General features: G+C 67.8%; 24 protein-coding genes. 9 read left to right on the top strand and 15 right to left on the bottom strand.

Translation table 11 applies throughout. From position 1 onward, the window contains the following. Positions 1–24: 24 nt before the first annotated feature. On the top strand, positions 25–1323 hold the full coding sequence (locus BHD05_RS06885) for a citrate synthase (RefSeq protein ID WP_161885772.1): 1299 nt from the start codon (positions 25–27) through the stop codon (positions 1321–1323). 105 nt (positions 1324–1428) lie between these two features. Next, on the top strand, positions 1429–2526 hold the full coding sequence (locus tag BHD05_RS06890) for a fatty acid desaturase family protein (RefSeq protein ID WP_161885773.1): 1098 nt from the start codon (positions 1429–1431) through the stop codon (positions 2524–2526). Between the two features lie 30 nt (positions 2527–2556). On the opposite strand, the gene BHD05_RS06895 is transcribed toward BHD05_RS06890, so the two are convergent. Together BHD05_RS06895 and dapD are read right to left on the bottom strand one after the other, a co-directional pair. Next, a complete protein-coding gene (locus tag BHD05_RS06895; protein ID WP_161885774.1) occupies positions 2557–3126 on the bottom strand; it encodes a hypothetical protein in 570 nt (189 codons plus the stop codon). An 85-nt stretch (positions 3127–3211) separates the two neighbouring features. Continuing rightward, positions 3212–4150, bottom strand: coding sequence for a 2,3,4,5-tetrahydropyridine-2,6-dicarboxylate N-succinyltransferase (dapD, locus tag BHD05_RS06900; RefSeq protein ID WP_161885775.1), 939 nt, complete (start codon positions 4148–4150; stop codon positions 3212–3214). Positions 4151–4192: 42 nt separating this feature from the next. On the opposite strand from dapD, the gene dapE reads away from it, so the two are divergent. Both dapE and BHD05_RS06910 read left to right on the top strand, forming a co-directional pair. Beyond that, positions 4193–5290: a succinyl-diaminopimelate desuccinylase gene (dapE, locus tag BHD05_RS06905; protein WP_161885776.1), complete on the top strand. Its 1098-nt coding sequence runs from the start codon at positions 4193–4195 to the stop codon at positions 5288–5290. Between the two features lie 109 nt (positions 5291–5399). Continuing rightward, positions 5400–5576 carry a DUF3117 domain-containing protein gene (locus BHD05_RS06910; protein WP_161885777.1) on the top strand — a complete coding sequence of 59 codons (177 nt, stop codon included), beginning with the start codon at positions 5400–5402 and terminating at the stop codon, positions 5574–5576. An 8-nt stretch (positions 5577–5584) separates the two neighbouring features. Here BHD05_RS06910 and BHD05_RS06915 read toward each other — a convergent pair whose 3' ends face one another. After that, a complete protein-coding gene (locus tag BHD05_RS06915) occupies positions 5585–6217 on the bottom strand; it encodes an O-methyltransferase (protein WP_161885778.1) in 633 nt (210 codons plus the stop codon). Between the two features lie 65 nt (positions 6218–6282). Here BHD05_RS06915 and BHD05_RS06920 point away from each other — a divergent pair, with 65 nt between their 5' ends. Beyond that, a complete protein-coding gene (locus tag BHD05_RS06920; protein ID WP_161885779.1) occupies positions 6283–6639 on the top strand; it encodes a sec-independent translocase in 357 nt (118 codons plus the stop codon). A 438-nt stretch (positions 6640–7077) separates the two neighbouring features. Here BHD05_RS06920 and BHD05_RS06925 read toward each other — a convergent pair whose 3' ends face one another. From BHD05_RS06925 to BHD05_RS06935, 3 genes are all read right to left on the bottom strand, one after another. Beyond that, positions 7078–8652: an HNH endonuclease signature motif containing protein gene (locus BHD05_RS06925; protein WP_161885780.1), complete on the bottom strand. Its 1575-nt coding sequence runs from the start codon at positions 8650–8652 to the stop codon at positions 7078–7080. Positions 8653–8879: 227 nt separating this feature from the next. Continuing rightward, entirely contained in the window at positions 8880–10430 is a 1551-nt protein-coding gene (locus tag BHD05_RS06930; RefSeq protein ID WP_161885781.1) for a succinic semialdehyde dehydrogenase, read from the bottom strand. A 60-nt stretch (positions 10431–10490) separates the two neighbouring features. Next, positions 10491–11411 (bottom strand): LysR family transcriptional regulator, encoded by a 921-nt coding sequence (locus BHD05_RS06935; protein WP_161885782.1) that lies wholly within the window; start codon positions 11409–11411, stop codon positions 10491–10493. 132 nt (positions 11412–11543) lie between these two features. Here BHD05_RS06935 and BHD05_RS16020 point away from each other — a divergent pair, with 132 nt between their 5' ends. Then, a complete protein-coding gene (locus BHD05_RS16020) occupies positions 11544–11678 on the top strand; it encodes a hypothetical protein (RefSeq protein ID WP_257792100.1) in 135 nt (44 codons plus the stop codon). A 92-nt stretch (positions 11679–11770) separates the two neighbouring features. Here BHD05_RS16020 and BHD05_RS06940 read toward each other — a convergent pair whose 3' ends face one another. The 3 genes from BHD05_RS06940 to BHD05_RS06950 are packed head-to-tail and all read right to left on the bottom strand — an operon-like array spanning position 11771 to position 14754. Continuing rightward, positions 11771–12898, bottom strand: coding sequence for an Mrp/NBP35 family ATP-binding protein (locus BHD05_RS06940; RefSeq protein ID WP_236966693.1), 1128 nt, complete (start codon positions 12896–12898; stop codon positions 11771–11773). Continuing rightward, complete coding sequence (locus BHD05_RS06945) at positions 12891–13412, bottom strand: DUF1003 domain-containing protein (protein WP_161885783.1); 522 nt, start codon at positions 13410–13412, stop codon at positions 12891–12893. Before BHD05_RS06945 ends, BHD05_RS06940 begins: the two co-directional genes overlap by 8 nt. Then, positions 13399–14754, bottom strand: a complete 1356-nt coding sequence (locus BHD05_RS06950) for a magnesium transporter MgtE N-terminal domain-containing protein (RefSeq protein ID WP_161885784.1) — start codon at positions 14752–14754, stop codon at positions 13399–13401. The genes BHD05_RS06945 and BHD05_RS06950 overlap by 14 nt, the downstream gene beginning before the upstream one ends. Before the next feature lie 36 nt (positions 14755–14790). Between BHD05_RS06950 and BHD05_RS06955 the strand changes: the two genes are divergently transcribed. Further along, entirely contained in the window at positions 14791–15288 is a 498-nt protein-coding gene (locus BHD05_RS06955) for a YflT domain-containing protein (protein WP_161885785.1), read from the top strand. Positions 15289–15445: 157 nt separating this feature from the next. On the opposite strand, the gene BHD05_RS06960 is transcribed toward BHD05_RS06955, so the two are convergent. From BHD05_RS06960 to BHD05_RS06970, 3 genes are all read right to left on the bottom strand, one after another. Next, on the bottom strand, positions 15446–16912 hold the full coding sequence (locus BHD05_RS06960) for an aminopeptidase P family protein (RefSeq protein ID WP_161885786.1): 1467 nt from the start codon (positions 16910–16912) through the stop codon (positions 15446–15448). Positions 16913–16936: 24 nt separating this feature from the next. Then, positions 16937–18445, bottom strand: coding sequence for a PspC domain-containing protein (locus BHD05_RS06965; RefSeq protein ID WP_161885787.1), 1509 nt, complete (start codon positions 18443–18445; stop codon positions 16937–16939). A 75-nt stretch (positions 18446–18520) separates the two neighbouring features. Then, entirely contained in the window at positions 18521–19561 is a 1041-nt protein-coding gene (locus tag BHD05_RS06970) for an endonuclease/exonuclease/phosphatase family protein (RefSeq protein WP_161885788.1), read from the bottom strand. Positions 19562–19662: 101 nt separating this feature from the next. Here BHD05_RS06970 and BHD05_RS06975 point away from each other — a divergent pair, with 101 nt between their 5' ends. Then, positions 19663–20514, top strand: coding sequence for a PHP domain-containing protein (locus tag BHD05_RS06975; protein ID WP_161885789.1), 852 nt, complete (start codon positions 19663–19665; stop codon positions 20512–20514). 272 nt (positions 20515–20786) lie between these two features. Here BHD05_RS06975 and BHD05_RS06980 read toward each other — a convergent pair whose 3' ends face one another. Continuing rightward, entirely contained in the window at positions 20787–22445 is a 1659-nt protein-coding gene (locus BHD05_RS06980; protein WP_236966694.1) for a DEAD/DEAH box helicase, read from the bottom strand. 221 nt (positions 22446–22666) lie between these two features. Between BHD05_RS06980 and BHD05_RS06985 the strand changes: the two genes are divergently transcribed. Continuing rightward, the gene (locus BHD05_RS06985) at positions 22667–23344 is read left to right on the top strand and encodes a ferritin-like fold-containing protein (RefSeq protein ID WP_236966695.1); all 678 of its coding nucleotides are present in this window, start codon (positions 22667–22669) and stop codon (positions 23342–23344) included. Between the two features lie 73 nt (positions 23345–23417). Here the strand turns inward: BHD05_RS06985 and BHD05_RS06990 are convergent, their stop codons facing one another. Both BHD05_RS06990 and BHD05_RS06995 read right to left on the bottom strand, forming a co-directional pair. Then, positions 23418–23708, bottom strand: a complete 291-nt coding sequence (locus BHD05_RS06990) for a DUF4175 domain-containing protein (RefSeq protein WP_161885791.1) — start codon at positions 23706–23708, stop codon at positions 23418–23420. 10 nt (positions 23709–23718) lie between these two features. Beyond that, positions 23719–23943 (bottom strand): DUF3107 domain-containing protein, encoded by a 225-nt coding sequence (locus tag BHD05_RS06995; protein WP_161885792.1) that lies wholly within the window; start codon positions 23941–23943, stop codon positions 23719–23721. Positions 23944–23964: the final 21 nt, after the last annotated feature.

A 23964-nucleotide genomic window follows, 5' to 3' on the forward strand; every position in this document is an offset into this window, starting at 1 on the left:
TCCCGTGGCATTTAGGCTGTAGGGGTGACTGACCCCGCTACGAACAACGCCGACAAGGCCACGCTCCACTATCCGGGGGGCACGGCGGAGTTTCCGATCCTGCGAAGCGTCGATGGGGCGTCGAGTATCGACATCTCGACCTTCACGAAGCAGACCGGCTACACGACGATCGACCAGGGGTTTGTGAACACCTCTTCGACGCAGAGCAAGATCACCTACATCGACGGCGAGAAGGGGATTCTGCGCTACCGCGGATACTCGATCGAGGACGTCGCGACCAACTCGACCTATCTCGAGGCCGCCTTCCTCCTCATCTATGGCAACCTGCCGACGGCCGACGAGCTCGGTGAGTTCGACGAGAAGATCCGCCGCCACACGCTCCTTCATGAGGATCTCCGCCGGTTCTTCGACGGCCTGCCCTCCAGTGCGCATCCGATGTCGGTGCTGTCGAGCGCGGTATCGGCCCTCTCCACCTACTACGAGGAATCCTCGAGCGTGCACGACCGGGAACAGGTCGAGATCTCGACGATCCGTCTGCTCGCGAAGCTGCCCGTGATCGCCGCCTACGCTCACAAGAAGAGCCTCGGCCAGGCATTCCTGTACCCGGACAACTCGCTGAGCTTCGTCGACAACTTCCTCAAGCTCAACTTCGGCACGATGGCCGAGCCGTACGAGGTCAACCCCGTCGTTTCGAAGGCGCTCGACCGCCTCCTGATTCTGCACGAGGACCACGAGCAGAACGCCTCCACCTCGACCGTGAGGCTCGTCGGCTCGACCCAGGCGAACATCTTCTCGTCGATCTCGGCGGGCATCAACGCGCTCTACGGACCGTTGCACGGTGGCGCGAACGAGGCGGTGCTCAAGATGCTCGGCGAGATCAAGGAATCGGGCGAGAGCGTCGAGAAGTTCGTCGAGCGGGTGAAGAACAAGGAGCACGGCGTCAAGCTCATGGGCTTCGGGCACCGCGTCTACAAGAACTTCGACCCCCGGGCCAAGCTCGTCAAGGAGAGCGCCGACGAGGTGCTCACGGCGCTCGGCGTGCAGGACCCCCTGCTCGACATCGCGAAGGAGCTCGAGGCGGTCGCGCTGGCCGACGACTACTTCATCGAGCGCAAGCTTTACCCCAACGTGGACTTCTACACCGGCGTCATCTACAAGGCCATGGGATTCCCGCCGCGCATGTTCACAGTGCTGTTCGCCATCGGCCGACTGCCAGGCTGGATCGCCCATTGGCGCGAGATGAACGAGGACACGAACACGAAGATCGGCCGCCCCCAGCAGCTCTACATCGGGGAGCCAGCGCGCGACTGGCCGGTTCGCTAGAGCCTGTAACTATCCTGAACTCCAGTCCGGCGGCCGCCGGGCAGGCGTAGCGTGGCGGTACTGCTCCAGACCTTGGCGGTTTCGTCGACTCGTCCGGGAGAAGCAATGACCGACCTCACAGCATCCGCAGCCCATGCCTCTCCCTCCGCCCAGAGGGGCAGCTCAGGGGCCAGTGAGTTTCTCGGCCTGTCCAAACAGGTGAAGGAAGCCGGGCTGCTGCGGCGCCGCTACGGCTACTACTGGACCGCGCTCATCAGCCTGCCGATCGCCTACACCGCGAGCCTGCTTCTGTTCATCTGGATCGGTGACTCCTGGTGGCAGCTGCTGACCGCCGTCGGATTCGCCGTGCTGTTCACCCAGACCGCCTTCCTCGGTCACGATGCCGCGCACCGCCAGATCTTCCGATCAGGCAAGTGGAACGACTGGACGAGTCTCGTGATCGCCGACCTGTTCGTCGGCATGAGCTACGGATGGTGGCAGCGAAAGCACACCCGGCACCACGCCAACCCCAACAAGGAGGGCGCCGACCCTGACATCAACCTTCCGATCATTGCGATCACCCCGGCGCAGGCCTCCGCCCGCCGCAGCCGTGTCGCGCGCTGGCTGATCGCCCACCAGGGCTGGTTCTTCTTCCCGATTCTTGCTTTCGAAGGGCTGTCGATGCACGCGTCCGGCATCCGCCGGGTGCTGAGCAGGGAGCCCGTCGCTCGGCGCTGGGTGGAGATCGCCTTCATTACGACCCGGCTCGGCGGATTCGCCACCGCGGTCTTCCTCGTTCTTTCGCCGGGCAAGGCCGCCGCGTTCCTCGGGATCCAGCTCGCCCTGTTCGGCTTCTACATGGGCATGTCGTTCGCCCCCAACCACAAGGGCATGCCGATCGTGTCGAAGTCTCTCAAGCTCGACTTCCTGCGCCGGCAGGTGATGATGAGCCGCGACATCCGGGGTGGTCTGCTCGTCGACGTCGGGATGGGGGGACTGAACTACCAGATCGAGCACCACCTCTTCCCATCGATGCCGAGGCCGCACCTACGCCGCGCCGCGCCAATCGTGGCGGCCTACTGTCGGGCGCGCGGAATCCCGTATACGCAAACAGGCCTGGTCGAGTCGTACCGGATCGTGGTGCGCTACATCAATAGCGCCGGCCTCGGCGAACGTGACCCGTTCAGCTGCCCGCTCGTGGCGCAGCGCCAAGCGCTCGGCTGAACGCCTCGAATGGACCCTGCCGACTCGGCGTCAGAACGGGATCGTGGTGACCGACAGGCTCACGTTGCGGAAGGATGCCGAGCTGAAGCCGGTCGCCGAAGGGAAGCACCGCAGCCCCAGGGTGATGTCGGGAAGGCTGAAGGTGGTCTCGGCACGATAGGCCACCCAACCCTGCCCGGCGCGAACCGGCTCCGAATCGTCGAACAGGAATGCCTTCGTGCCGTTCCCATCGACGACGCCGCAGCGCAGCTCGACCGGCCGCCAGGCGCTGTCGAGGCGTGCCTCGAAGGCGTACCGCACGACGTACTGTCCCGGCCGCACGGTGAGGTTCGCAACCGCGATCGCCGACTCGGGCTCCAGCACCGCGGTGTGGGCGACGGCGTCGACCTCGGTGCTGTAGTCGGGACCGAGCTGGCCGTTCGCCGACGACCGCCACGGCCACACGTTCGTCGACGCCGCCGAGTTTGCGCCCCTCGCCTCGGCGGCGTCGGCGCCCGCGGCCTCGGAGAAGTCGTTGCCCGTCCCGGCGATCGCGACCGCGCCACCCACCAGGCCGAGCACGACGACGGTCGCGAGAACACGCATCCGCCGCCGACCCATGACACAGGAGCGTACGCCGCGAGGCTGCACGCGCGCCGCGTTCAGAGGGCCGTTCGGGTGCAGCGGCGTGGGGCGTGCAGCGGCGTCAGGCGTGCAGTGCCGCGTTGAGCTCGATCCCGCGGCCGGAGCGGGCGAGGGCCTCGACAGCTCCGGTGGCGGAGTTGCGCCGGAACAGGAGTCCGGGCATCCCGCTCAGCTCCACCGCCTTCACCGTCTGCTCCTCGCCGGCGCCGACGAGCGATACCTTCGTACCTGCGGTGACGTAGAGGCCCGCCTCGACGACGCTGTCGTCGCCGATGGAGATGCCAATGCCGGAGTTCGCTCCGAGCAGGGCACGTTCGCCGACGAAGACCCGCTGGGTTCCGCCGCCGCTGAGCGTCCCCATGATCGACGCGCCGCCGCCGACATCCGATCCGGCGCCGACGACGACGCCCTGAGAGATGCGGCCCTCGACCATGGACGAGCCCAGCGTGCCAGCGTTGAAGTTGACGAATCCCTCGTGCATGACCGTCGTGCCGGGGCTGAGGTACGCCCCGAGGCGCACGCGCGACGCGTCGGCGATACGCACACGATCCGGCACGAGGTAGTCGAGCAGTCGGGGAAAGCGGTCGAGGCCGGTGATCGAGATGCCGTGGCGCTGCAGCGCCGGCCGCAGCCGGGCGTAGTCGTCGGGGTGCATCGGACCGGCGGTCGTCCACGCGACGACCGGAAGGTGGCCGAAGATGCCGTCGAGGTTGATGGTGTTCGGCGCTACGAGCAGGTGGCTGAGCAGGTGCAGGCGGAGGTACGCATCGGGGGTGGACGCCGGGGCGGCATCAAGATCGATCTCCACCGTGATGAAGTCCACGCGGGCGCCTCGGCGGTCGTCGGCGCCGAGCAGCGCCTCGAGCGCGGCGGGTGCGATGTGCCGATCCCTGCCGGCCGGAACGGCACCGAGAGCGGGGGAGGGGAACCACGTGTCGAGCAGCGTCCCGTCGTTCGAGATGGTCGCAAGTCCGTAGCCCCAGGCCGCACGTTCAGTCATACCTCAAGGGTACCGATAGCCGCTCGCGGTAAACTCGCCCACATGCGTTCAGCCGATCCGACGATTCCCGTACTCGACCTCTCGGCATCATCAACCGACCTGACCAGGCAACTCTGCGACATCGAATCCGTCTCCGGCAACGAGAAGACCGCGACGGATGCCATCGAGGCGAGCCTCGCCGGACTCGACCACCTCGAGCTCTTCCGCAACGGTGATGCGCTCGTCGCACGCACCCAGCTTGGCCGCGACCGCCGCGTGGTGATCGCCGGGCACATCGACACCGTGCCGCTCAACAACAACCTGCCCACCAGGTACGAGAGCATCGACGGCCGCGACTACCTGTGGGGTCGGGGCACGGTCGACATGAAGGGCGGCGTCGCTGTGCAGCTGAAGCTCGCCGCCGAGCTCACCGCGCCCATCGTCGACGTCACCTGGATCTGGTACGACCACGAGGAGGTGTCGGAGTCGCTCAACGGTCTCGGACGCCTCGCGCGAGAGCATCCGGAGCTGCTCGAGGGCGACTTCGCCATTCTTGGCGAGCCGACCAATTCGCAGATCGAGGGTGGCTGCAACGGCAATCTGCGCGCCGAGATCCGCACGTTTGGCCTGCGCGCGCACTCTGCCCGGGCGTGGGTCGGCCGCAACGCCATCCACGACGCGGCACCGATCTTCACGGCGCTCGCCGCCTACGTGCCGCGCGAGGTCGAGGTCGAGGGCCTGGTCTACCGCGAGGGTCTGAACGCGGTGGGGGTCACCGGCGGCATCGCGGGCAACGTCATCCCCGACGAGTGCATGGTGCACGTCAACTACCGGTTCGCGCCGAGTCGCAGTGGGGCACAGGCTGAGGCCCACGTGCGGGAGGTCTTCGACGGGTTCGAGGTCACCATCGTCGACCTCGCCGAGGGGGCGACGCCCGGTCTCACCGACCCGCTTGCGCAGCACTTCCTCGAGGCCGTCGGCGGCGAGGCGAAACCCAAGTACGGCTGGACGGATGTCGCGCGATTCTCGGCGCTCGGCATGCCGGCCGTGAATTATGGGCCGGGCGATCCGCTCAAGGCGCACGCCGACGACGAGAGAGTCGCCCTGGACCAGATCGAGGACTGTGAGCGGGGTCTGCGGGCCTGGCTAGCCGGCTCCTGAGCTGGCTTCACCGTCGAGGCGCTCGGTCAACTCGTGTGGACCGGCCTCGTTTTCGGGTTCAGCGATTCATACGAGATAATGGAACATATTCCACGAAAGGGGATCCATCATGGCAGCCATGAAGCCGAGGACCGGGGACGGACCAATGGAGGCTGTTAAGGAGGGGCGCCTCATTATCGTGCGCGTCCCGCTTGAGGGTGGGGGACGTCTTGTCGTCTCGGTGAACGATGCCGAGGCCATGGAATTGCACGACGCGCTCGCTGGAGTCGTCGCGGCGGCCAAATAGCCGCCGGGCTAGTCGCCCCGCTTGGTCAGCTGTAGCAGCCCGTCTCCTACGGGGGACAGTGCACTGATCACGGCGTCCGATCCCGCGATCTCCTTCAGGAGAGTGCGATACCCGACAGTTGTGTCGTCACGTTTCGCGGGATCGGCAACGCGTCCCCGCCAGAGAGCGTGGGTCACGAGCACTGTGCCGCCAGCACGCACCAGGCGAAGCCCGTGCTCGACATATTCGATGACGGAGCCGGGATCGGCATCGATCACGACGATGTCGTACGACCCCTCATTCATGCGAGGAAGCACGTCGAGCGCGCGACCGGTGATGAGTCGAACCTGTTTGCCGGGAATGCCCGCCTCAAGGAACGTCTTGCGCGCCTCCTGCTGGTGCTCGGCCTCGATGTCGATCGACGTCAGCATCGCGCTGGGCGCTCCCGCGAATAGCCACAGGCCGCTGACGCCGACTCCGGTGCCGACCTCGATCATGCTCTTCGGGTTCGTCGCGGCGGCGACAACCGCGATCTGGGCGCCGACGGCGGGCGACACTGCGTCGACTCCGAGTTCGATCGAATGCAGTCGCGCACTGGCGATTTCGGCGCTCTCGCTGACGAACTCTTCGGCAAAACGCCAGTTCGAGTCTTTGTCTGACACGTAGGTCTCCTTGGTCATCTCAAGCGTACGGGCAGGCTTCAGCGATCCGACGATAGTCTGATCGCATGTTCGGATTGACGATCGACAAACTGCTGATCCTAGCCGTCGTCGCCGTGTTCCTCCTCGGTCCCGAACGACTGCCCCACTATGCGGCGCAGTTCGCACGACTCATCCGCTCGCTGCGCAAGATGGCCGATGGAGCCAAGGACCGCATGCGCGAGGAGATGGGCCCAGACTTCGATGAGGTCGACTGGAAGAAGCTCGACCCGCGGCAGTACGACCCGCGCCGCATCATCCGCGAGGCTCTCGTCGATGAACCGGAGCCGGTGAAGGTGCGTCCACCGGCGGAGTCCGCGTACGCGAGGCGCCAGCGGCTGCTGAAGGCCGCCCAGCCTGCGCCATTCGACTCCGAGGCCACCTAGCGCGACTGCGTGGTTGTGTCGCCTGTGCGGGGCATCCAGCGCTTCATGTTGATCGGGTAGGTGCTGGCGGCTGCGGGGCCCGTCGGTTGCGCCCGTCGTGGTGGGAGGAAAGACCGCAGGGATGGATGGTGTGGCCGGGCCGCGTGCGTCGGCTCGCGACCGCCGGTCGCTTAGCGGTTTCTGCGGGTCGAGCAGGTCGCGCAGCGTTTCTGCTGGTTGGGCAGCGGTCGTGTAGCGACGGTGTCGAGACCTGCGGAGCATTTTCGACACGACCGTGGCCGGCCTGCTCGATCCGCTCAGATCCGTCGGTGGGGCAGGTCGCGTAGCGGCCGTAGCGAAACCCGGCCGCGCCCGTCCCGGCCCGGTGTCATTGCAGTGCTGGTGTCATTGCGCTGCCTGGTGTCATGGCGCTGCCTGGTGTCATGGCGCTGCCTGTGGTCATTGCAGTGCTGGTGTGGGGAGTTTTCCGCCGCGTTTGGGTGTGCGGGTGGGGTCGATGTGTGTGGGTGGGGTGAACCAGGGGGTGTTGTCGGTGATCTGTACGGTCCATCCTTTGTGGATGATGTGGTGGTGTCCGGTGCATAAAAGGATTCCGTTGTTGAGGTTTGTTGTGCCTCCGTGGGACCACCAGTGGATGTGGTGGGCTTCGGTGTAGGAGGGTGGGCGGCCGCAGCCGGTGATGGCGCAGCCGCCGTCGCGTTCGGCGAATGCGATTCGTTGGGCGCGGGTGAATAGTCGTCTCCCGGTGCCGAGGTCGAGGATTTGGCTGTTCCCGCCGAGGACTGCGGGGATCAGTTCCGCGTCCGCGGCAAGCCTGCGGGCGGCACCAGCCGTGATGGGGTCCTCGACTCCGTCGAGGTGTGCTGCGCCGAGGCCGGATTGGAGTTGTTCCAGGGTCATCCGGATGATCAGGGTGGTGTGTGGGAGGGGTCCGGGTGCGGTGGTGCAGCCCATCATGTGCCGGGCCACATCGATCAGGGCGTCGGCGGCGATCCGAGGGATCGTCCGCGGGTCGGGGAGCTCGACATGGTGGTCACCGCACGCGTCCCGGTCGAGACCCTCATCGCCCATGCCGTGGCCGTGGTCGTGGCCGCCGGCGGTCCCCGCAGGTCCTGTCGGGTCGGTGTCGAAGCGGACGGCGCGGAGGGCGTCGCCGACCATCGCGTCGATCATGGTGCGCACATATCCGGCGCCGAGGGGGTCGAGGTCGATCGTGCACCGCTCCAAACCGTTGCCCTGTTTGCTCCAGCGCAGCGACCGGGCCGCGATCAGTGCCTCCTCCCGCGGTGCGATCCCATCGGTATCGAGCGCGTCCCGCCAGGAGATCGACAGCTTCCGCACCGTGTCCGCCGGATGAGACGCGGCGAAGGTGACCAGTTCCTCCTCCGCCGCGACCAGGTGTACCGGCAGGGCGCGGGGGGCGGCCTGGGTCAGGGAGGTGATGATCGACTGGGCCGCATCCACCTGCACCACACCGCTGTTCACCGCATCCGCGACCAGCGGGAACGGGGCCGGGAGGCGCTCCCCGAGCAGGGACACCGGTGCGGTGGTCGCCTCACCCAACCGGACTGTTCTGCCGGCCTCGGCCAGAGTCACCCGACCCAGTTCCGTGATCAGGGAGGCAGGAGAGGTATGCCCGGAAGACTTCGCCAGGCCGCCCTGCCCGAGCGAGGGGCGCGAGCGCACACTCAGCTCCCCCGCCGCACGCACCAGCAGGGCATCGACGTGTCGTTTGAGGTCATAGCCGGACTGGATCGCCCGCACCAGCCCCGCATCGGACATGGTCTCCACATCCAGCTGGGACGGAGCGACCGAGATCGCGCCGAACGATGCTCCGGCGGTTGCACCGACCGAGACGGCTGCAGCCGCTGCGCCGGATCCTGCTCCACGCGCATCGGGCGGCCGGGCATCGGGGTGTTCGCCGACCCGGGCGCCGAACCCGGCGAGCGCACCAGCCCACACCGACGCGAACGCAATAGCGCTGTCAATGAGGGGATCGGTTGCTTTGGACATACCCACATAGTGACAGACACCACCGACATTCCAACCGACATCAAACCACACCCTGATCGGGGATATTACCTGTGGACAACCCTCCTGGAGTACGGCCTGTGGAGGAGAAGACGCAGGCACCCAAGTGGGAGCGACACGCGCGCCAGAACGCGCTGCTCAACCCGCAGAGACTCGCACCTCGGACTTCGACACGGGCGGCCTGCTCAATCGGCACAGCCGCGCGCGCCTCAGCGGCGACGGATCGACTTCAAGGCCACCAGCACCGCGATCATCGCCCCGCTCAAGTGGGCGAACTCGGAGCCAGTGCGCGGAAGGGTGACCAGCCCCGTCGCCTCGGCGACGGTGCGCGGCTCCACGAACCTCAGCAGGCCCTCGCGCCCATTGCGCCTTCCGAGTCCTGACTGCTTGGTCCCGCCCATGGGGGCATCGACTGATCCGAACGTTGCGCGATAGCCCTCATTGATGTTTACGCTGCCGACATGCAGAGCGTCGGCCACGCGTCTCGCTCGTGAGATCGACCCGGAAAAGACGGATGCGTTCAGCCCGTAATCACCGGAGTTGGCCGCGACGATCGCCTCGGCCACCGAGTCGACGACGGCGATCGCAACCAGGGGTCCGAATGTCTCCTCTCGCGCGCACGACATCTCCTCGGTGACGCCGACAAGCACCGTCGGGGCGAAGAAGAGCGGACCGAGTTCGGGGCGCGCGTTCCCGCCGGCGAGCACGCTGGCACCGCGCGTGACCGCATCCTCTACGTGGGCCTGCATTCGCTGGAGCTGGGCCCGGTTCGTCAGCGAGCCCACGTCGGTCGACCAGTCGAGGGCGGAGCCCTGGTGCAGGGCGGCGGTCTGCAGGGCGAACTCGGCGGTGAAGGCATCCGCCACATCCCGCATCACGTAGATTCGCTCGATCGAGACGCACAACTGCCCCATCGACGAGAAGCACGCGTAGACCGCGCTGCGGGCGGCCGCTGCGGGGTCGACGTCGTCGAGCACGATCATCGGATTCTTGCCGCCGAGCTCGAGCGATGCACCGGTGAGGAGGTTCGCGGAGCGGGCGGCGACGGTGCGGCCGGTAGCGGTCGATCCCGTGAAGCACACGTAATCGGCGACGTCGACGACGGCGTTGCCGATCTCGGCGCCGTCACCGGCGACGACTGTCCACAGGTCGCTCGGTACCCCGGCCTCGATGAAGGCGCGCCGGGCCGCGAGAATCGTGAGCGCACACTGATTGTCGGCCTTCTGCACGACCGCGTTGCCTGCGGCGAGGGCGGGGACGACATCCATGAGCGAGAGCGCGAGCGGATAGTTCCAGGGGGTGATGACCCCGACGACGCCCTTCGGGCTGTACCCGACCCTCGTGCGGACTACGCCGGGCATCCCGGACCTATGGCGGGTCGTCCGCAGCACCGCCCGCGCGCTCAGCGCGAAGTAGCGCGTGACGCTCATTCCGCTGAACAGTTCCTCGAAGGCCTGGCCGCGCGTCTTGCCAGTTTCGGTCTGCAGCGCGTCGAGCAGGAGCTCCTTGCCGGAGAGCAGGATGTCGTGTGCGCGCAGCAGGATCGCGCGCCGGTGCGCCCAGCCCGCCCGCGCCCACGCGAGCTGGGCAAGCCGGGCGCGCGCGGCGGCATCCAGAACATCGGCTGCACTGCTCGTCGGAAGCTCGTGCAACACATCCTCGGTGAACGGGGCGAGTACCGACGTGGTCGCACCACCGGACGTGGAAATGTCGCGATCGAGGTCGTCGATCACGAGACGGGTCAGTGAGGAGGCACGCATGGTCGAACGCTACACGCCGAGCGGGGGCGATCACCGAACCGCTGCCGGTCGGATGCCAGCTCAGACAACTCCTTCGTGCGCGGCCTGGAATCGCTGCGCCTCGGCGCGGAGCTCGTGCACGACGCGACGCACCGACGGGCGTTCGGCCCGGTCGGACCGCATCAGCGCAGATATCTGCCGTGTGGCCCGGATGCCGCTGAGCGGCCGAGTGATGAGCCCGTTCTCATGGTCGTTCGTGGTGTACCTCGGCAGCACCGCGATTCCGTGGCCGGCGGCGACCACCGCCTCGACGATGCCGTTGTCGGCGAACCGCTGCCCGATGAGCGCGGGCGAACCGTTGGCCACCTCGATCTCGCGGAGCACGCGGTCGAAGGGGAACCCGTGGGGAACGCCGATCCAGGTCTCGTCGACGAGGTCGCTCGGCAGCAGCGTCGCCTTCGTGGCGAGGCGGTGGCCGAGCGGCAGGCCTACGTCCAGCGGCTCCTGCATGAGCGGCACGACCGCGAGCCCGCGCTCCTTCCACGACGGCAGGTTGCCGGGGGAGTCAGCCAGCACAATGTCGAAATCGGGGGTCAGGTCGGCGAAGTCGATGACGAGCGGGTCCTGGTCGGTGCAGAGGATTACGAGCGCGGGCAGGCCTGCGATTGCGGAGAGGAGCCCGGGGAGGAGCATCTGCCCGGCGGAGGGAAACGTCGTGAGCGTGACTTCACCCTGGGGTGCGTGCTTGAAGTCCTCCCAGAGAGCCTCGGCGCGCGCCATCGCCACCGAGACATCCGTCGCGGTGCGCGCGAGTGCCCGGCCGGCCCCGGTGAGCACGATACCGCGGCCTGAACGCTCGGTGAGTGGGATCCCTGCCTCCCGCTCGAGCACCTTCAGCTGCTGCGATACGGCCGAAACGGTGCGCCGGGTCGAGCGGGCGACTGCGGTGATGCTGCCGCGCTCAGCGAGTTCCCTGAGAAGTTCCAACCGGCGCACATCCATATAGCAATGCTACACAGTCACTTCACAATTATGCGATTGTGCTAAAGAACAAAACACGGTGAACTGGAAGAACTTACACGTCACCACTCCCGCATGCAGTGTCCCTGTCGCCCGGAGTCAGAAAGGTCAATCATGTTCGCTCTTCTCGCAGTCGTCCTCATCGCAACGATCGGCCTCTCGGCCACCACCGTGGTCGTCACCGCTCGCGACGGTTACCGTCGCATTCCTACCCGTCACACCGAACTGTCGATGCGCCAGCACGCATAACTCGGCCGCGCAGCAGGGATAACCTGCTGCTGAGCACCCAACCGCGACCCCTCGCGGTCGGGGTTTTCGCGTTACCGGGGTACCCGGATGGCTCAGCGCACCGTGAAACCGAGCTTGCGCCCGGCAAGGCCGCGTCCGCGCCGCGCGAGCTCGTCGGCGACCCGGATGATGCTCGCAGCTGCGGCGTCATCCGGAGTCGACAGCACGATCGGCTGCCCGGAGTCGCCGCCGGAGCGCAGGGCCACGCTCAGCGGGATCGACGCGAGCACCGGAACCGGTGCATCCTGCCCCTGGGACAGCCGAGCCGCGACGAGTTCGCCCCCGCCCGTGCCGAACAGCTCGATCACGGTGCCGTCGACCTGGGCCAAGCCGGCCATGTTCTCGATCACACCGATCACCTTTTGCCCGGTCTGCCGCGCGACGGTGCCGGATCGCTCGGCGACCTCGGCCGCCGCCGGCTGCGGGGTCGTGACGACAAGCACCTCCGCGTGCGGCAGCAGTTGCCCGATGGTGATCGCCACGTCACCGGTTCCCGGCGGAAGGTCGACCAGGAGAATGTCGATGTCGCCGAAGTAGACGTCGGTGAGGAACTGCTGGATCGTGCGATGAAGCATCGGGCCCCGCCACGAGACGGCCGCGTTGCCGTCGACGAACATGCCGATCGAGATGACCTTCACGCCGTGCGCGACCGGAGGCAGGATCATGCCGTCGATCTGGGTCGGCTTCATTCCGGCTATGCCGAGGATGCCGGGGATCGAGAAGCCGAACACGTCGGCGTCGATGACTCCGACCGCGAGCCCCTTCGCGGCGAGTGCCACGGCGAGGTTGGCCGTGAGGGTCGATTTACCCACGCCACCCTTCCCGCTGGAGACCGTATAGATGCGGGTGAGCGAGTCGGGGCCGAACTGGATCGTCTTCGTCCGGCCGCCATGCAGCTTCTCGGTGAGCGCCGCCCGCTCCTCGCGGGTCATGATCGAGATCTCGACGGTCGCACTCGTGACGCCGGGCGCGGAGGCGACGGCGGCGTGCACGTCACGCTCGATCGTGTCGGCGGCGGGGCATCCGACAATCGTCAGCTTGATGCCGACGGTCGCTGAGCCAGCGGCATCAACCGACACCCCGCCGACCATGTCGAGCTCGGTGATGGGCTTGCGGATCTCGGGATCGAGCACCCTGGAGAGCGCCGCGCGGATGCCATCCTCGACCGATCCGTCAGTCAACGGGGCGTTCCTCCGTTGTGTCGCGGTCGAGCTCCTCGACGAGGGAGCGCAGCTCGCCCCGGATGAATTCTTTCGTCGCCATGTCCTTCATCGCCAGACGGAGCGAGACGACCTCACGGGCGAGGTACTCGGTGTCGTTGAGGTTGCGTTCGGCGCGCTGCCGGTCCTGCTCGATCTGCACACGGTCGCGGTCGTCCTGACGGTTCTGCGCGAGCAGGATGAGCGGGGCGGCGTAGGAGGCCTGCAGCGACAGGATGAGTGTGAGGGCGGTGAATCCGTTCGCGGCCGAGTCGAAGCGCCACTCCGCGGGGGCGGTGACGTTATAGATGAGCCAGGCCGCGGCGAAGATCGTCAGCCCGATGAGAAACCACGGGGTTCCCATCTTGCGGGCGATCCACTCGGTGAACCGCCCGAACCGGTCGCGGCTTGGTCGTCCGCCCAGGCGCGCTGAGAACGGGCCCCGCGAGCCCTTGGGGGCGTCGAGGCGGGTGTCCTGACGGCTAATCCGTGCCATTTGGCGCCCTCCTTCGCTGCGTCAGCCTTTGTTTGATTGTGGTGATCGGTTTCGTATCGGTCGAGAGGGCCGTGCGAGGGCGCGCCCTCGGGGGCAGGGCTGGTTCATCACCGTCGGAACTTCGCCAGTCATCCGGAAGCAGGTAGTCGAGGACGTCGTCAATAGTCACCACCCCGACCAGACGGTGGTTCTCGTCGACGACGGGCACGGACACGAGGTTGTAGCTCGCGAGGATGCGCGACACCTCGGCGGCCGAGGCGTCGGCCGGCACGGGGTCGAGCTTCTGGTCGAGGAGGGTGCCGAGCCGCTCGTTGGGCGGGTAGCGCAGCATCCGCTGGAAATGCACCATGCCGAGGAATCGGCCGGTCGGCGGCTCGTACGGCGGCAGTGTGACGCAGACGGCGGCGCCGAGGGCGGGGGCGAGTTCGTGGCGCCGGATGAGCGCGAGCCCCTCGGCGACGGTCGCGTCGGCACTGACGATGATCGGATCGGTCGTCATGAGACCGCCGGCGGTGTCGGGCGCGTAGGCGAGGAGCATCCGCACATCGTCGGCCTCCTCCGGCTGCATGAGGTCGAGGAGGGCCTCGCCGCGCTCGTCGCTCAGCTGCGCGATGAGGTCGGCGGCGTCATCGGGCTGCATCTGGTCGAGCACGTCGGCGGCGCGGTCGTCTTCGAGTTGGTTCAGGATGCCGACCTGGTCGCTCTCCGGCATCTCCTCGAGCGCGTCGGCGAGGCGCTCGTTGGAGAGCTCGTCGGCGACCTCGAGCATGCGCTGTTCGGGCAGGTCGAGGAGTGCGTTGGCGAGGTCGGCCGGGAGCAGGTCCTCGTAGGTGGCGAGCAGGTGGGTGGCTGACTGGGGCGCACCCGTGATGGTGGTGTCGAGCACGTCGGACCAGCGCGCGAAGAGTGTCTGCCCCTTGGCGAATGGCGACGGACTCGGCTTCGGACGGCGGACGAAGAGCTCGCTGACCTGCCACTCGCCCGGACCGATCTCCTCGATCGCGACATCCTCGATCGTCGCCGAGCCGGAGCCGTCGACAAACTGGACCTCGCGGCCGAGAACCTCGGCGATTACGCGCACCTCGCCGCCGCGCTGCTCGAAGCGGCGCATGTTGATGAGCCCGGTCGTGATGATCTGGCCCGAGCCGATGCTCGTAACCCGCCCGATCGAGAGGAACACCCGCCTGCGCCCCGGCACCTCGACGACGAGGCCGACGACGCGGGGCGATTCGGTGCTCCGGTACACGACGATGACGTCGCGCACCCGGCCGACCTTGTCGCCTGCGGGGTCGAAAACGGAGCACCCGCCAAGACGGGCGACGAAGACTCTCGCGGCGCTCACGCTAAAACCCTACTTGACCGATGAAAGAATGGGTTCGTGACCACACCCAGCCCTTTCTCCCGTCGTTCCCAGGTATTCCCGACGCTGCCGCGCGGTGACGTGCTCGGAACTTACGAGACCTACCCCGAGGCGCAGGCGGTCGTCGACCGGCTGGCCAAGGCCGAGTTCCCGATTAAGCAGGTCTCGATCGTGGGCAGCGGCCTCAAGACCGTCGAGAGGGTGACCGGCAAGCTCACGAACGCGAAGGCGGCCGGTGCCGGCGCTGCGAGCGGCGCCTGGCTCGGCCTGTTCTTCGGGCTCATCCTGTTCCTGTTTTCGGCCGAGCCGTCGTCGTTCGTATTCGTCGGCGCGGCCGTGCTGATCGGTGGAGGGTTCGGCATGATCTTCAGCCTCGTCTCCTACGCGCTCAACCGCCGCCGCCACGACTTCACCTCGATCAACCAGGTGCTCGCGAGCCAGTACGAGATCATCATCGACCCCTCGCTCACCATCCGCGCACAGGAGCTGCTCGCCCGGCCACAACCGACCGAGTAGGTGCTTGCGCGGGCGCGCAGGGTGTGCGCTGAGCCGCGTCGCACCTCGCGCTCGCGCGGGTGTTGTTCACGCGCGCGCCAGTAATCACACCAGCGCGGCTGAACAACACCCGCGTGCGGCGGAACAGCGAACGCGCGAACGCGCGAGCACCGAGGTTCTAGGCGAGCCACGCCTCGACGTCGTCCGCGGTGCGGGGGATGCCGATCGACAGGTTCTCCGCGCCGGACTCGGTGACCAGGATGTCGTCCTCGATGCGCACCCCGATGCCGCGGAACTCCTCCGGCACGCTGAGGTCGTCGGGCTGGAAGTAGAGGCCCGGCTCGATCGTGAACACCATGCCCGCCTCGAGCACCCCGTCGAGGTAGAGGTCGCGGCGCGCCTGCGCGCAGTCGTGCACGTCGATGCCGAGGTGGTGGCTCGTGCCGTGCACCATGTACCGGCGGTGGAACTGGTTTTCCGGCTTGGTCGATTCGTCGGCGCTCACGGGCAGAAGGCCCCACTCGGCGGTCTTCTTCGCGATCACGGCCATCGCCGTCTGGTGGATCTCGCGGAACCGGATGCCGGGCCGCACGATGGCGAACGCCGCATCCGCCGCCTCGAGCACCGCCTCGTAGACCCGGCGCTGCACCTCGGTGAAGGTGCCGCTCACCGGCAGCGTGCGGGTGATATCAGCCGTGTAATAGCTCTCGAGCTCGATACCGGCGTCGAGCAGGATCAGGTCGCCCGGCACGACGGGGCCGTCGTTGCGCACCCAGTGCAGGATGCAGGCGTGGGGGCCGGATGCCGCGATCGTGTCGTAGCCGACCGTGTTGCCCTCCGCCCGAGCGCGGCGGTTGAAGGCGCCCTCGACGAGGCGCTCGCCGCGCGCGTGCGCGACGATCGCGGGCAGGTCAGCGATGACGTCGTCGAACCCGAGCTTTGTCGCATCGACCGCGAGGCGCATCTCGTGGATCTCATACTGGTCCTTGACGAGCCGCAGCTCGCTGAGGTCGCGGAGCAGTCCGGCATCCGCATCCACGAACTCCTCCTCGAGCTCGCTCCGCGCGACGTCGACCTTCGCGGTGACTGCCTGGTCTGCCTCGCGCAGCAGTACGGTGCCGGTCTCGAGCGACTCGAGCACCCCGTCGAGCTCGTGGATGCTGGCCGTCGCCAGGCCCAGGTCTGCGGCGACGCTCTCGAGGCCGGGGCGCGGGCCGGTCCAGAATTCGCCGATGTCGGAGTTCGCGTAGAACTCGTCGGAGTCGCGGCCGGCGGCCTCGCGGAAGTACAGGGTGGCGTCGTGGCCCTCTGCGGTCGGCAGCAGCACGAGCACACTGCCGGGAACGGTGTCGCTGCCCCAGCCTGTGAGGTGCGCGAATCCGGAGTGCGCCCGGAAGGGGTAGTCGGTGTCGTTCGAGCGCACCTTGGGGGAGCCGGCCGGTACCACGACCGCTGTGCCGGGGTAGAGCGCGGAGAGGCGGCGCCGCCTCTCTGATGCGTAGGAGGCCTGCTCCCGTGCGGAGGGCACGACGTCGACGCGCTCGGCCCAGTTGCTGCGGATGAAATCCTTGAACACATCGGAGGATGGAGTCGTCGAACGGTTCTCGGTCGCGCGCGGAGGGGTGGTCTTCGTGGGATCAGCCATGCCTCATTGTCTCACTGCTCGCGCCTAGCGGGCGCGGCGCACGGCTGCCACGATGCCCGCCGCGAGCAGGAGGAACCCCAGCACGGCGATGCCCCAGAGGATCCAGAGCGACGGGTTCTCGATGGGGCCGTACAGGATAGGCACCGCGAATATTGCTGCGACGGCGAGGAGGATCAGGCCCCACACCACCGTGCCGAAGAGCGGTCCGCGTTCGCGCGCGGAGAACGGGGTAGACCTGGCGCCCTCGGGAGGGGGAGTCGTCTCGATCGCGTCGATCCTGACCGGCTCATCCCGCGGAACGATCACTCTGGTCTGGCCAAGACCGAGCCAGACGTTCACGACGGCAGGACCTGACCCGTCAGACGTGAGGCCCGACAGGTCGATGGTCGGCTGCCCCGCGAGCGCAGCGAAGCTGTGCGATTCGTTGGAGCTCGTGACATCCCAGTACGGGGCCCCGAACAGGGAGACCTGCGACCCGAACGGGAAGATCGCCGCAGGGACCAGCGCGAGGATCGTCAGCAGCGCGAATCCGCCCATGCCGCCGCTGCGGCGGCCGAGGAGACCTTCCACGATGACCCCGAGGGCGAGCACGGCGAGAAGAGCGGCGAGCCCGAGCACGAATGCTTCGTTGGTGAAGTCGCCGCCGGAGTAGATCCCTGCGGTGAGCGCGCCGAGGACGAGTCCGAGGCCGAGCACGATGGCGGTCACCGCGGCGCCGGGGCGGGTGTCGCGGTGCCAGGCCGCACGCTCGGCTGCCTGCCGTGCCCGAGCCTGCCGGACTGCGACCTGTTCGTCGGCCGGCTGGGCAGACCATGCGGCGGACCACTGCCGCTGTTCAGTTGGCAAAGGCGGCCGTTCGCCCGCCGGCGCTGGACCCTGCGGGCGGTGCGCTTGGGCCCAGTGTGCCCGTGCAGCGCCGGTGTCATCCGGCCCGGCGCCTGTGTCCGCCCGCGTGTCCGCCGCCGGCCCCGCAGGCCCCGCCGGCCCCGCGGATGCCTGGCGCACGAGGTAGACGATGAGCCACACTATTCCGATCGTGATGGCGATGCCCCAGACGACCGACAACATGGTCGAGATCCAGTCGGGCAGGCCGGTGATCGTCCACGGCCAGCGCCAGAGCGCAGTGCCGCCGAACGGGGGAAAGGCTGCGATCAGCAGCACCACGATTGCAATAATCACCGGTTCGAACACCCCGCGAAGCGCCTGCTCGGCGTGGATGCGGCCCCGCAGGTCGGGGAGCAGGGCCCAGGCCACCACGTAGGCGAAGAGCACGGGTGCTCCGAGAATGCCGAACAGGATGACCACAATCCGAACGGCCGTGGGTGCGAGCCCAGTACTGGCGGCGATGCCACCGAGCACGCCAGCGAACCACCGGTCGTCGCCGCGCACGATACCGAGCGATCGGATGCGGTCGAAGAAGCGGGTGAGTCCGTCGCCGCTCGGTGCGCTGCCGCTGCCTGTCGCGCCCTGCGAGACTGATGCGGTGCGGCGATAGGCCGGGGGCGGATCCCTCGGGGGAGGAGAATCGCTCATTCTCCGATTGTCTGCGCGTCTGCTCTGTCGGGGACAGGGGGACCGCCCCCGTCGGCGAAAGGGGTAATGGGCGTGTCAGCCCGTCGGGCTCAGCGTCGCGACGATCGGGCGGTGATCGCTGCCGAGGCCGTCGCGGTCGAGGATCACCCTCACGTGGGTCGCTGTCCAGTTGTCGGTGGCCATGATGTGGTCGATGGGAGTTCCGAGCAGGGGCGGCACGTCGGTCGGCCACGTTCCGACGGCAGCGGCACCCGTGGTCTGCGCCGCGTCCACGCAGTCCCCAATTGTGCTGTCTCGGTCATTCGCGAGTCGGCGGTAGTGGTCGATCGTCGAGTTGAAGTCGCCCGCGATAATGATGTTCTCTCCCGTGCAGGCGCCCTTCACCCACTCGAGGTCCTCGCGCCAGACGCTGAAGTACCCGGCGATGGGGGCAACGGGGTGCGCGGCCACGATCGTGGGTCCTGTGCCATCATCGGGCGTCACGATCACCGACGGCACCACGGAGGTGGAGCCCCTCGAGGTGTCGCGGGAGTACATGCCGAGGTCGGCACTTGTGAGCAGCGAGGTGGACCGTGCCTTGGAGATCTCGTCGAGAGCGAGGGTGTTCACCCACATCGGGCGTCCCTCCCCCTTCATGATGAGCGCGACCTCGATAGCGGTCTCCCGCGTGGTCTCCGGGAGGGCGACGATGTCGGCGCCGGTCTCGAGAGCGAGACGGGCGATCTCCTGGGCGCCCGGAGCATCCCCGAGGGTGTTCCAGGTGAGCACGGTCAGATCGTCCACCGCGGCGTCTGCCGTTGCGTCGACGGCGGCCGCACCGCGAGCGTCGTCCGATCCGAATCCGCGGGTTGCGAGCACGGCACCGGTCGCTGCAATGAATACGAGCAGCAGAACGGACAAGGATGCGCCGAGGCGGCGGAACGACGGGATCACGAGGGCGATGAGAAGCAGGGCGACGATGGCGGCGAGGGCGCCGACGGCGGCAACTGCGCGGAGCGACACGATGTGGGCCACGACGGGTACGAGTTCGAGCCCGAGAAGTTGGGGCCAGACCGCGACGAGCAGGATGCCGGCGACCCCGATGGTCAGCACGGCCGCGGCGATTTTTCGAATCATCTGAGATCACCCTAGCCGCAGCCTGCCGCGCGGGCGTCGCGGGGAGAGCCCCAGACCGGGGCACTCGGCCGGCGTGGAAGCTGTACCCCTACGATTGCCGCATGCCGTCTCTGATCGATCTTCACACGCACAGCAGCGTGTCCGACGGCACGGAAACGCCGGCCCAACTGGTGCGCGCGGCGGCTGCGGCAGGACTCGATGCCATCGCGATCACCGACCACGATTCGACCGCCGGCTGGACCGAAGCGATCGCGGCGGCATCCGGCACCGGGCTCACGATCATCCCGGGCATGGAGCTCAGCACCTTCTTCGGCTGGAAGAGCGTGCACCTGCTGGCCTACCTGTTCGACCCGCTCGACGCGGGCCTCATCGCCGAGACCGCGCGGATCAGGGATGCACGGCTCAAGCGCGCCGAGAACATCGTGGAGCGGATCGGTGCGGACTACGACCTGACCTGGCTGGACGTGCTCGCCCAGACCAGTGTCGGGGCGACCGTCGGCCGGCCGCATATCGCCGACGCGCTTGTCGCACGTGGACACGTTCCCAACCGCAGTGCGGCGTTCGAGAGCATCCTGCATCCGCGCCAGGGGTATTTCGAGCCGCACTATGCACCGGATCCGCTCGCGGCGGTGAAGCTTGTCGTCGCCGCCGGGGGAGTGCCGGTGCTTGCCCATCCCGGCACTCGCGGTCGCCAAGAGGTGATGCCGGAGGAGAAGCTGCGCACGCTCGTGGATGCCGGACTGTTCGGCCTCGAGGTGGACCACCGCGAGAACACGCCCAGCGGCAAGGAACGATTGCGCGAGCTCGCCGAGAAGTTCGGCTTGGCCGAGACCGGCTCGAGCGACTACCACGGCGAGGGCAAACCCAACCGGCTCGGCGAGAACACGACGGCACCGGAGGTTCTCGAGCGCATCATTGCACGGGCGACCGGATCGGCTGCGCACCGCGGCTGAGTCGCGGCTGGGTCGCTCAAGACCGGTGCCCACACCGGTACGCACCGCGCCGACACGTTCGCGCGGCTGTTGTTCACTCGCGTGGGTGCGATTACAGCTGCGGCAGTGAACAGCGTGCGCGCGAACGCGGCGTGGCAGCGCGCCGACAGCTGCGGCAGTGAACAGCGTGCGCGCGAACGCGGCGTGGCAGCGCGCCGACAGCTGCGGCAGTGAACAGCGTGCGCGCGACCGGCGGCCGCGCGACCGGCGGCCGGTAGCGGCGCGGCGACCTGTTATGCGACGGGCGGAGCTGCTCCTGGATCCCGACGACGAGTGCGCTGGCGGCTGCGCGGGGGGCGCGACCCGTCGCGGTGCTCACCGGATGACGGTGCCGTTGCGGTACCTGCGGAACCGGATGCCGCTCCGGAATCGCCGTCGCGCTGGCCTCCCCGGGAGCGCGATCCCGAGCCAGTCGACGCGGAGTTGCCGGAGCGGCCGGTCGACGCGGAGTCGCCGGAGCGGCCGGTCGACGCCGGGTCGCCGGAGCGGCCGGATGCGCCGGAGCCGCCGGAGCGGCCGCGATCGCCGCCGCGACCCGATCCGCCGGAGCTCGAGCCTGAGCTCGAGCCTGAACCCGAGCCTGAGCGCCCGCGATCGCCGCCCGAACCCGAGCCGGAGCGCCCGCGATCGCCGCCCGAACCCGAACCCGAACGCCCGCGGTCACCCCCGCGATCGGACGACTGCGGCTCCCGCACCCGTGGCGGGCCGGCGTGCGCGAGACGACCGCGCACATCGGTGGGGATATCGAGGTCCGAGAAGAGATGCGGCGATGACGAGTAGGTCTCGGTCGGTTCCGGCTGGCCGAAGTCGAGGGCCTTGTTGATAAGCGCCCACTTGTGCAGGTCGTCCCAGTCGACGAAGGTCACCGCGATGCCGGTCTTGCCGGCGCGGCCGGTGCGGCCGGCACGGTGCAGGTAGGTGTCGTGGTCGTCCGGGATGGTGTGGTTGATCACGTGGGTGACGTCGTTGACGTCGATGCCGCGCGCAGCGACATCCGTGGCGATCAGGATGTCCTTCTTGCCTGCCTTGAACGCGGCCATCGCGCGCTCGCGCTGCTCCTGGTTCAGGTCGCCGTGCACGGCCGCGGCGTTGAATCCGCGGTCGTTGAGCTCCTCGACGAGCTTCGCCGCCGCGCGCTTGGTGCGGGTGAACACGACGGTCTTGCCGCGGCCCTCGGCCTGCAGGATGCGCGCGATCACCTCGTCCTTGTCCATGTTGTGGGCGCGGTAGATGACGTGCTTGATGTTCGCCTGCGTGAGCCCCTCGTTGGGGTCCGTCGCGCGGATGTGGATAGGGCGGTTCATGAAGCGGCGCGCGAGGGCGACGATCGGTCCGGGCATCGTCGCCGAGAAGAGCATCGTGTGGCGAGTCGGCGACGTCTGCGCGAAGAGCTTCTCGATGTCGGCGAGAAAGCCGAGGTCGAGCATCTTGTCGGCCTCGTCGAGCACCATCACCTTGACGTCTTTGAGCGAGAGCAGCCGCTGGTTGGCGAGGTCGAGCAGGCGACCCGGGGTACCGACGACGACCTGTGCGCCGGCCTTCAGCTGCTCCACCTGGCCCTCGTAGGCCTTACCGCCGTAGATCGCAGCGATCTGCGTTGCCCGATTGGATGCCGCGAGGGTCAGGTCTTCGGCGACCTGCACGCACAGTTCGCGGGTCGGCACGACGACGAGCGCCTTGACGCCCGGCTCCGGGTTCAGCCCGAGGGACTGCAGCAGCGGAAGCCCGAACCCGAGCGTCTTGCCGGTTCCGGTCTTGGCCTGGCCGATGATGTCCTGGCCGCCCAGCCCCATCGGGATTGTCTGGGTCTGAATGGGGAACGGCTCGACGATGCCCTTGGAGGCGAGAGCGTCGACCATGTCCTGATCGATATTGAGTTCTGCAAAAGTCACGTGTGAATGCCCATCATGAATGCGAGTACGCCCGCTTGTTCCTGGGGCGCAGATGCCCCTGTCAGAAAGGGGCCTGCAACTAGTTTAGCGGCGAGGGTCTGGGAATATGGCATTTCCCGGCTGGTGGGGGCGTCGTTATCGCCTCGCGAGGGCTGGCGGCTAGGCTGAGCGCTGTGGCCTCCTTCTTCTCTCAGCGCAGGACTCACGTTGAGATTCCCCGCTTGAGGCCCCGCCCGTCCAGGCAGGGCAGCGAGAACGTCAACCGCGTTGCGCTCGGCGAACTGACGCCCGATCTGGCCAGTTTCCTCGGTCGGGCCGCCTACCTTCAGCTGACGAACTTCGAGACCGCCGCGGGTGCGGTCACCACGGCGCCACACACGCGCGGGAAGAACGCTATGAGCCGCGTGGCCCACCAGTCGCTCACGAAGTACGAGGGGCTCGTCGCCGAGCTCACGCGCACCGGGCACGACCCGGTGGCCACGATGGAGCCGTTTCGACGGGCGATCGACCAGTTCCACCGCGACACCCGTGGTGCCGACTGGTACGAGAACCTCGTGACGGTCTTCGTGACGGCGGGGCTGCTCGACGACTTTTTCGTACGCCTCGCCGGTGGGCTTCCCGAGGACCAGACCAAGCGCATCGCCGCGCTCCTGACTCCGGATGCCGGCAGCAAGTTCATCATTGCCGAGCTGCTCGAGGCGATCGAGGCCAATCCGCGCCTCGCATCCCGCCTCGCGATGTGGGGGCGCCGCCTCGTGGGCGACACCCTGCTCATCGCCCGGTCGGCGCTCGCCGTTCCGGAGAACACGGCGCCGGACGAGGCCAGACTCGAGCCGGTATTCACCGAGCTCATCGCCGCGCACACCCGCAGGATGGACGCGCTGGGCCTCACTGCGTAGGGCATTTCGTCGCAGCGTGGGGCGGCACTGCCGCTCACACGAGTCGAAGTGCTAGCTCACGCGCCTCGCAGTGCTACGAGTGCGACAGGGTGGCGAGCAGCCGTGCGTCGGCTTCCCGGCGTCGGCGGGGGAGCAGGATGCCGGCGCCGACCGCAGCAAGAGCGCACAGCGCGAGCGTCACGACCCAGATCCAGCCTCCGTCAAATGGCATCCCCAACCAGGTGAGCGCAGCCCAGACGGCGGCGCCGACCGCTGTCGCGATCCCCGGCAGCAGAAGCACTCCGTGGGTCTCTCGGCCGGGCAGCGTGTAGCGCGCGACCGCACCGATGCTGGCTGCGGCGATGCAGACGAAGAGAAGCTCCATGGCTAGTGGATCAGGCCACGAATCCGACACGCCGTGACGTGTCGGAGCCGATCTCGACGTAGCCGAGTGCGGCGGTCGGGATGACGTACAGCTTGCCCTTGTCGTCCTTGAGGGAGATGTAGGAGCTCTTCGACTCGAGGGCGGACGCGACGATCTTTTCGATCTCGCCTGCGTTCTGCGATGACTCGAAGTTGATCTCGCGAGGCGAGTTGGTAATACCGATACGAATGTCCACGTGCTCAGATTACGACATAGT

This window comes from Marisediminicola antarctica (assembly GCF_009930795.1).
GTDB lineage: Bacteria > Actinomycetota > Actinomycetes > Actinomycetales > Microbacteriaceae > Marisediminicola > Marisediminicola antarctica.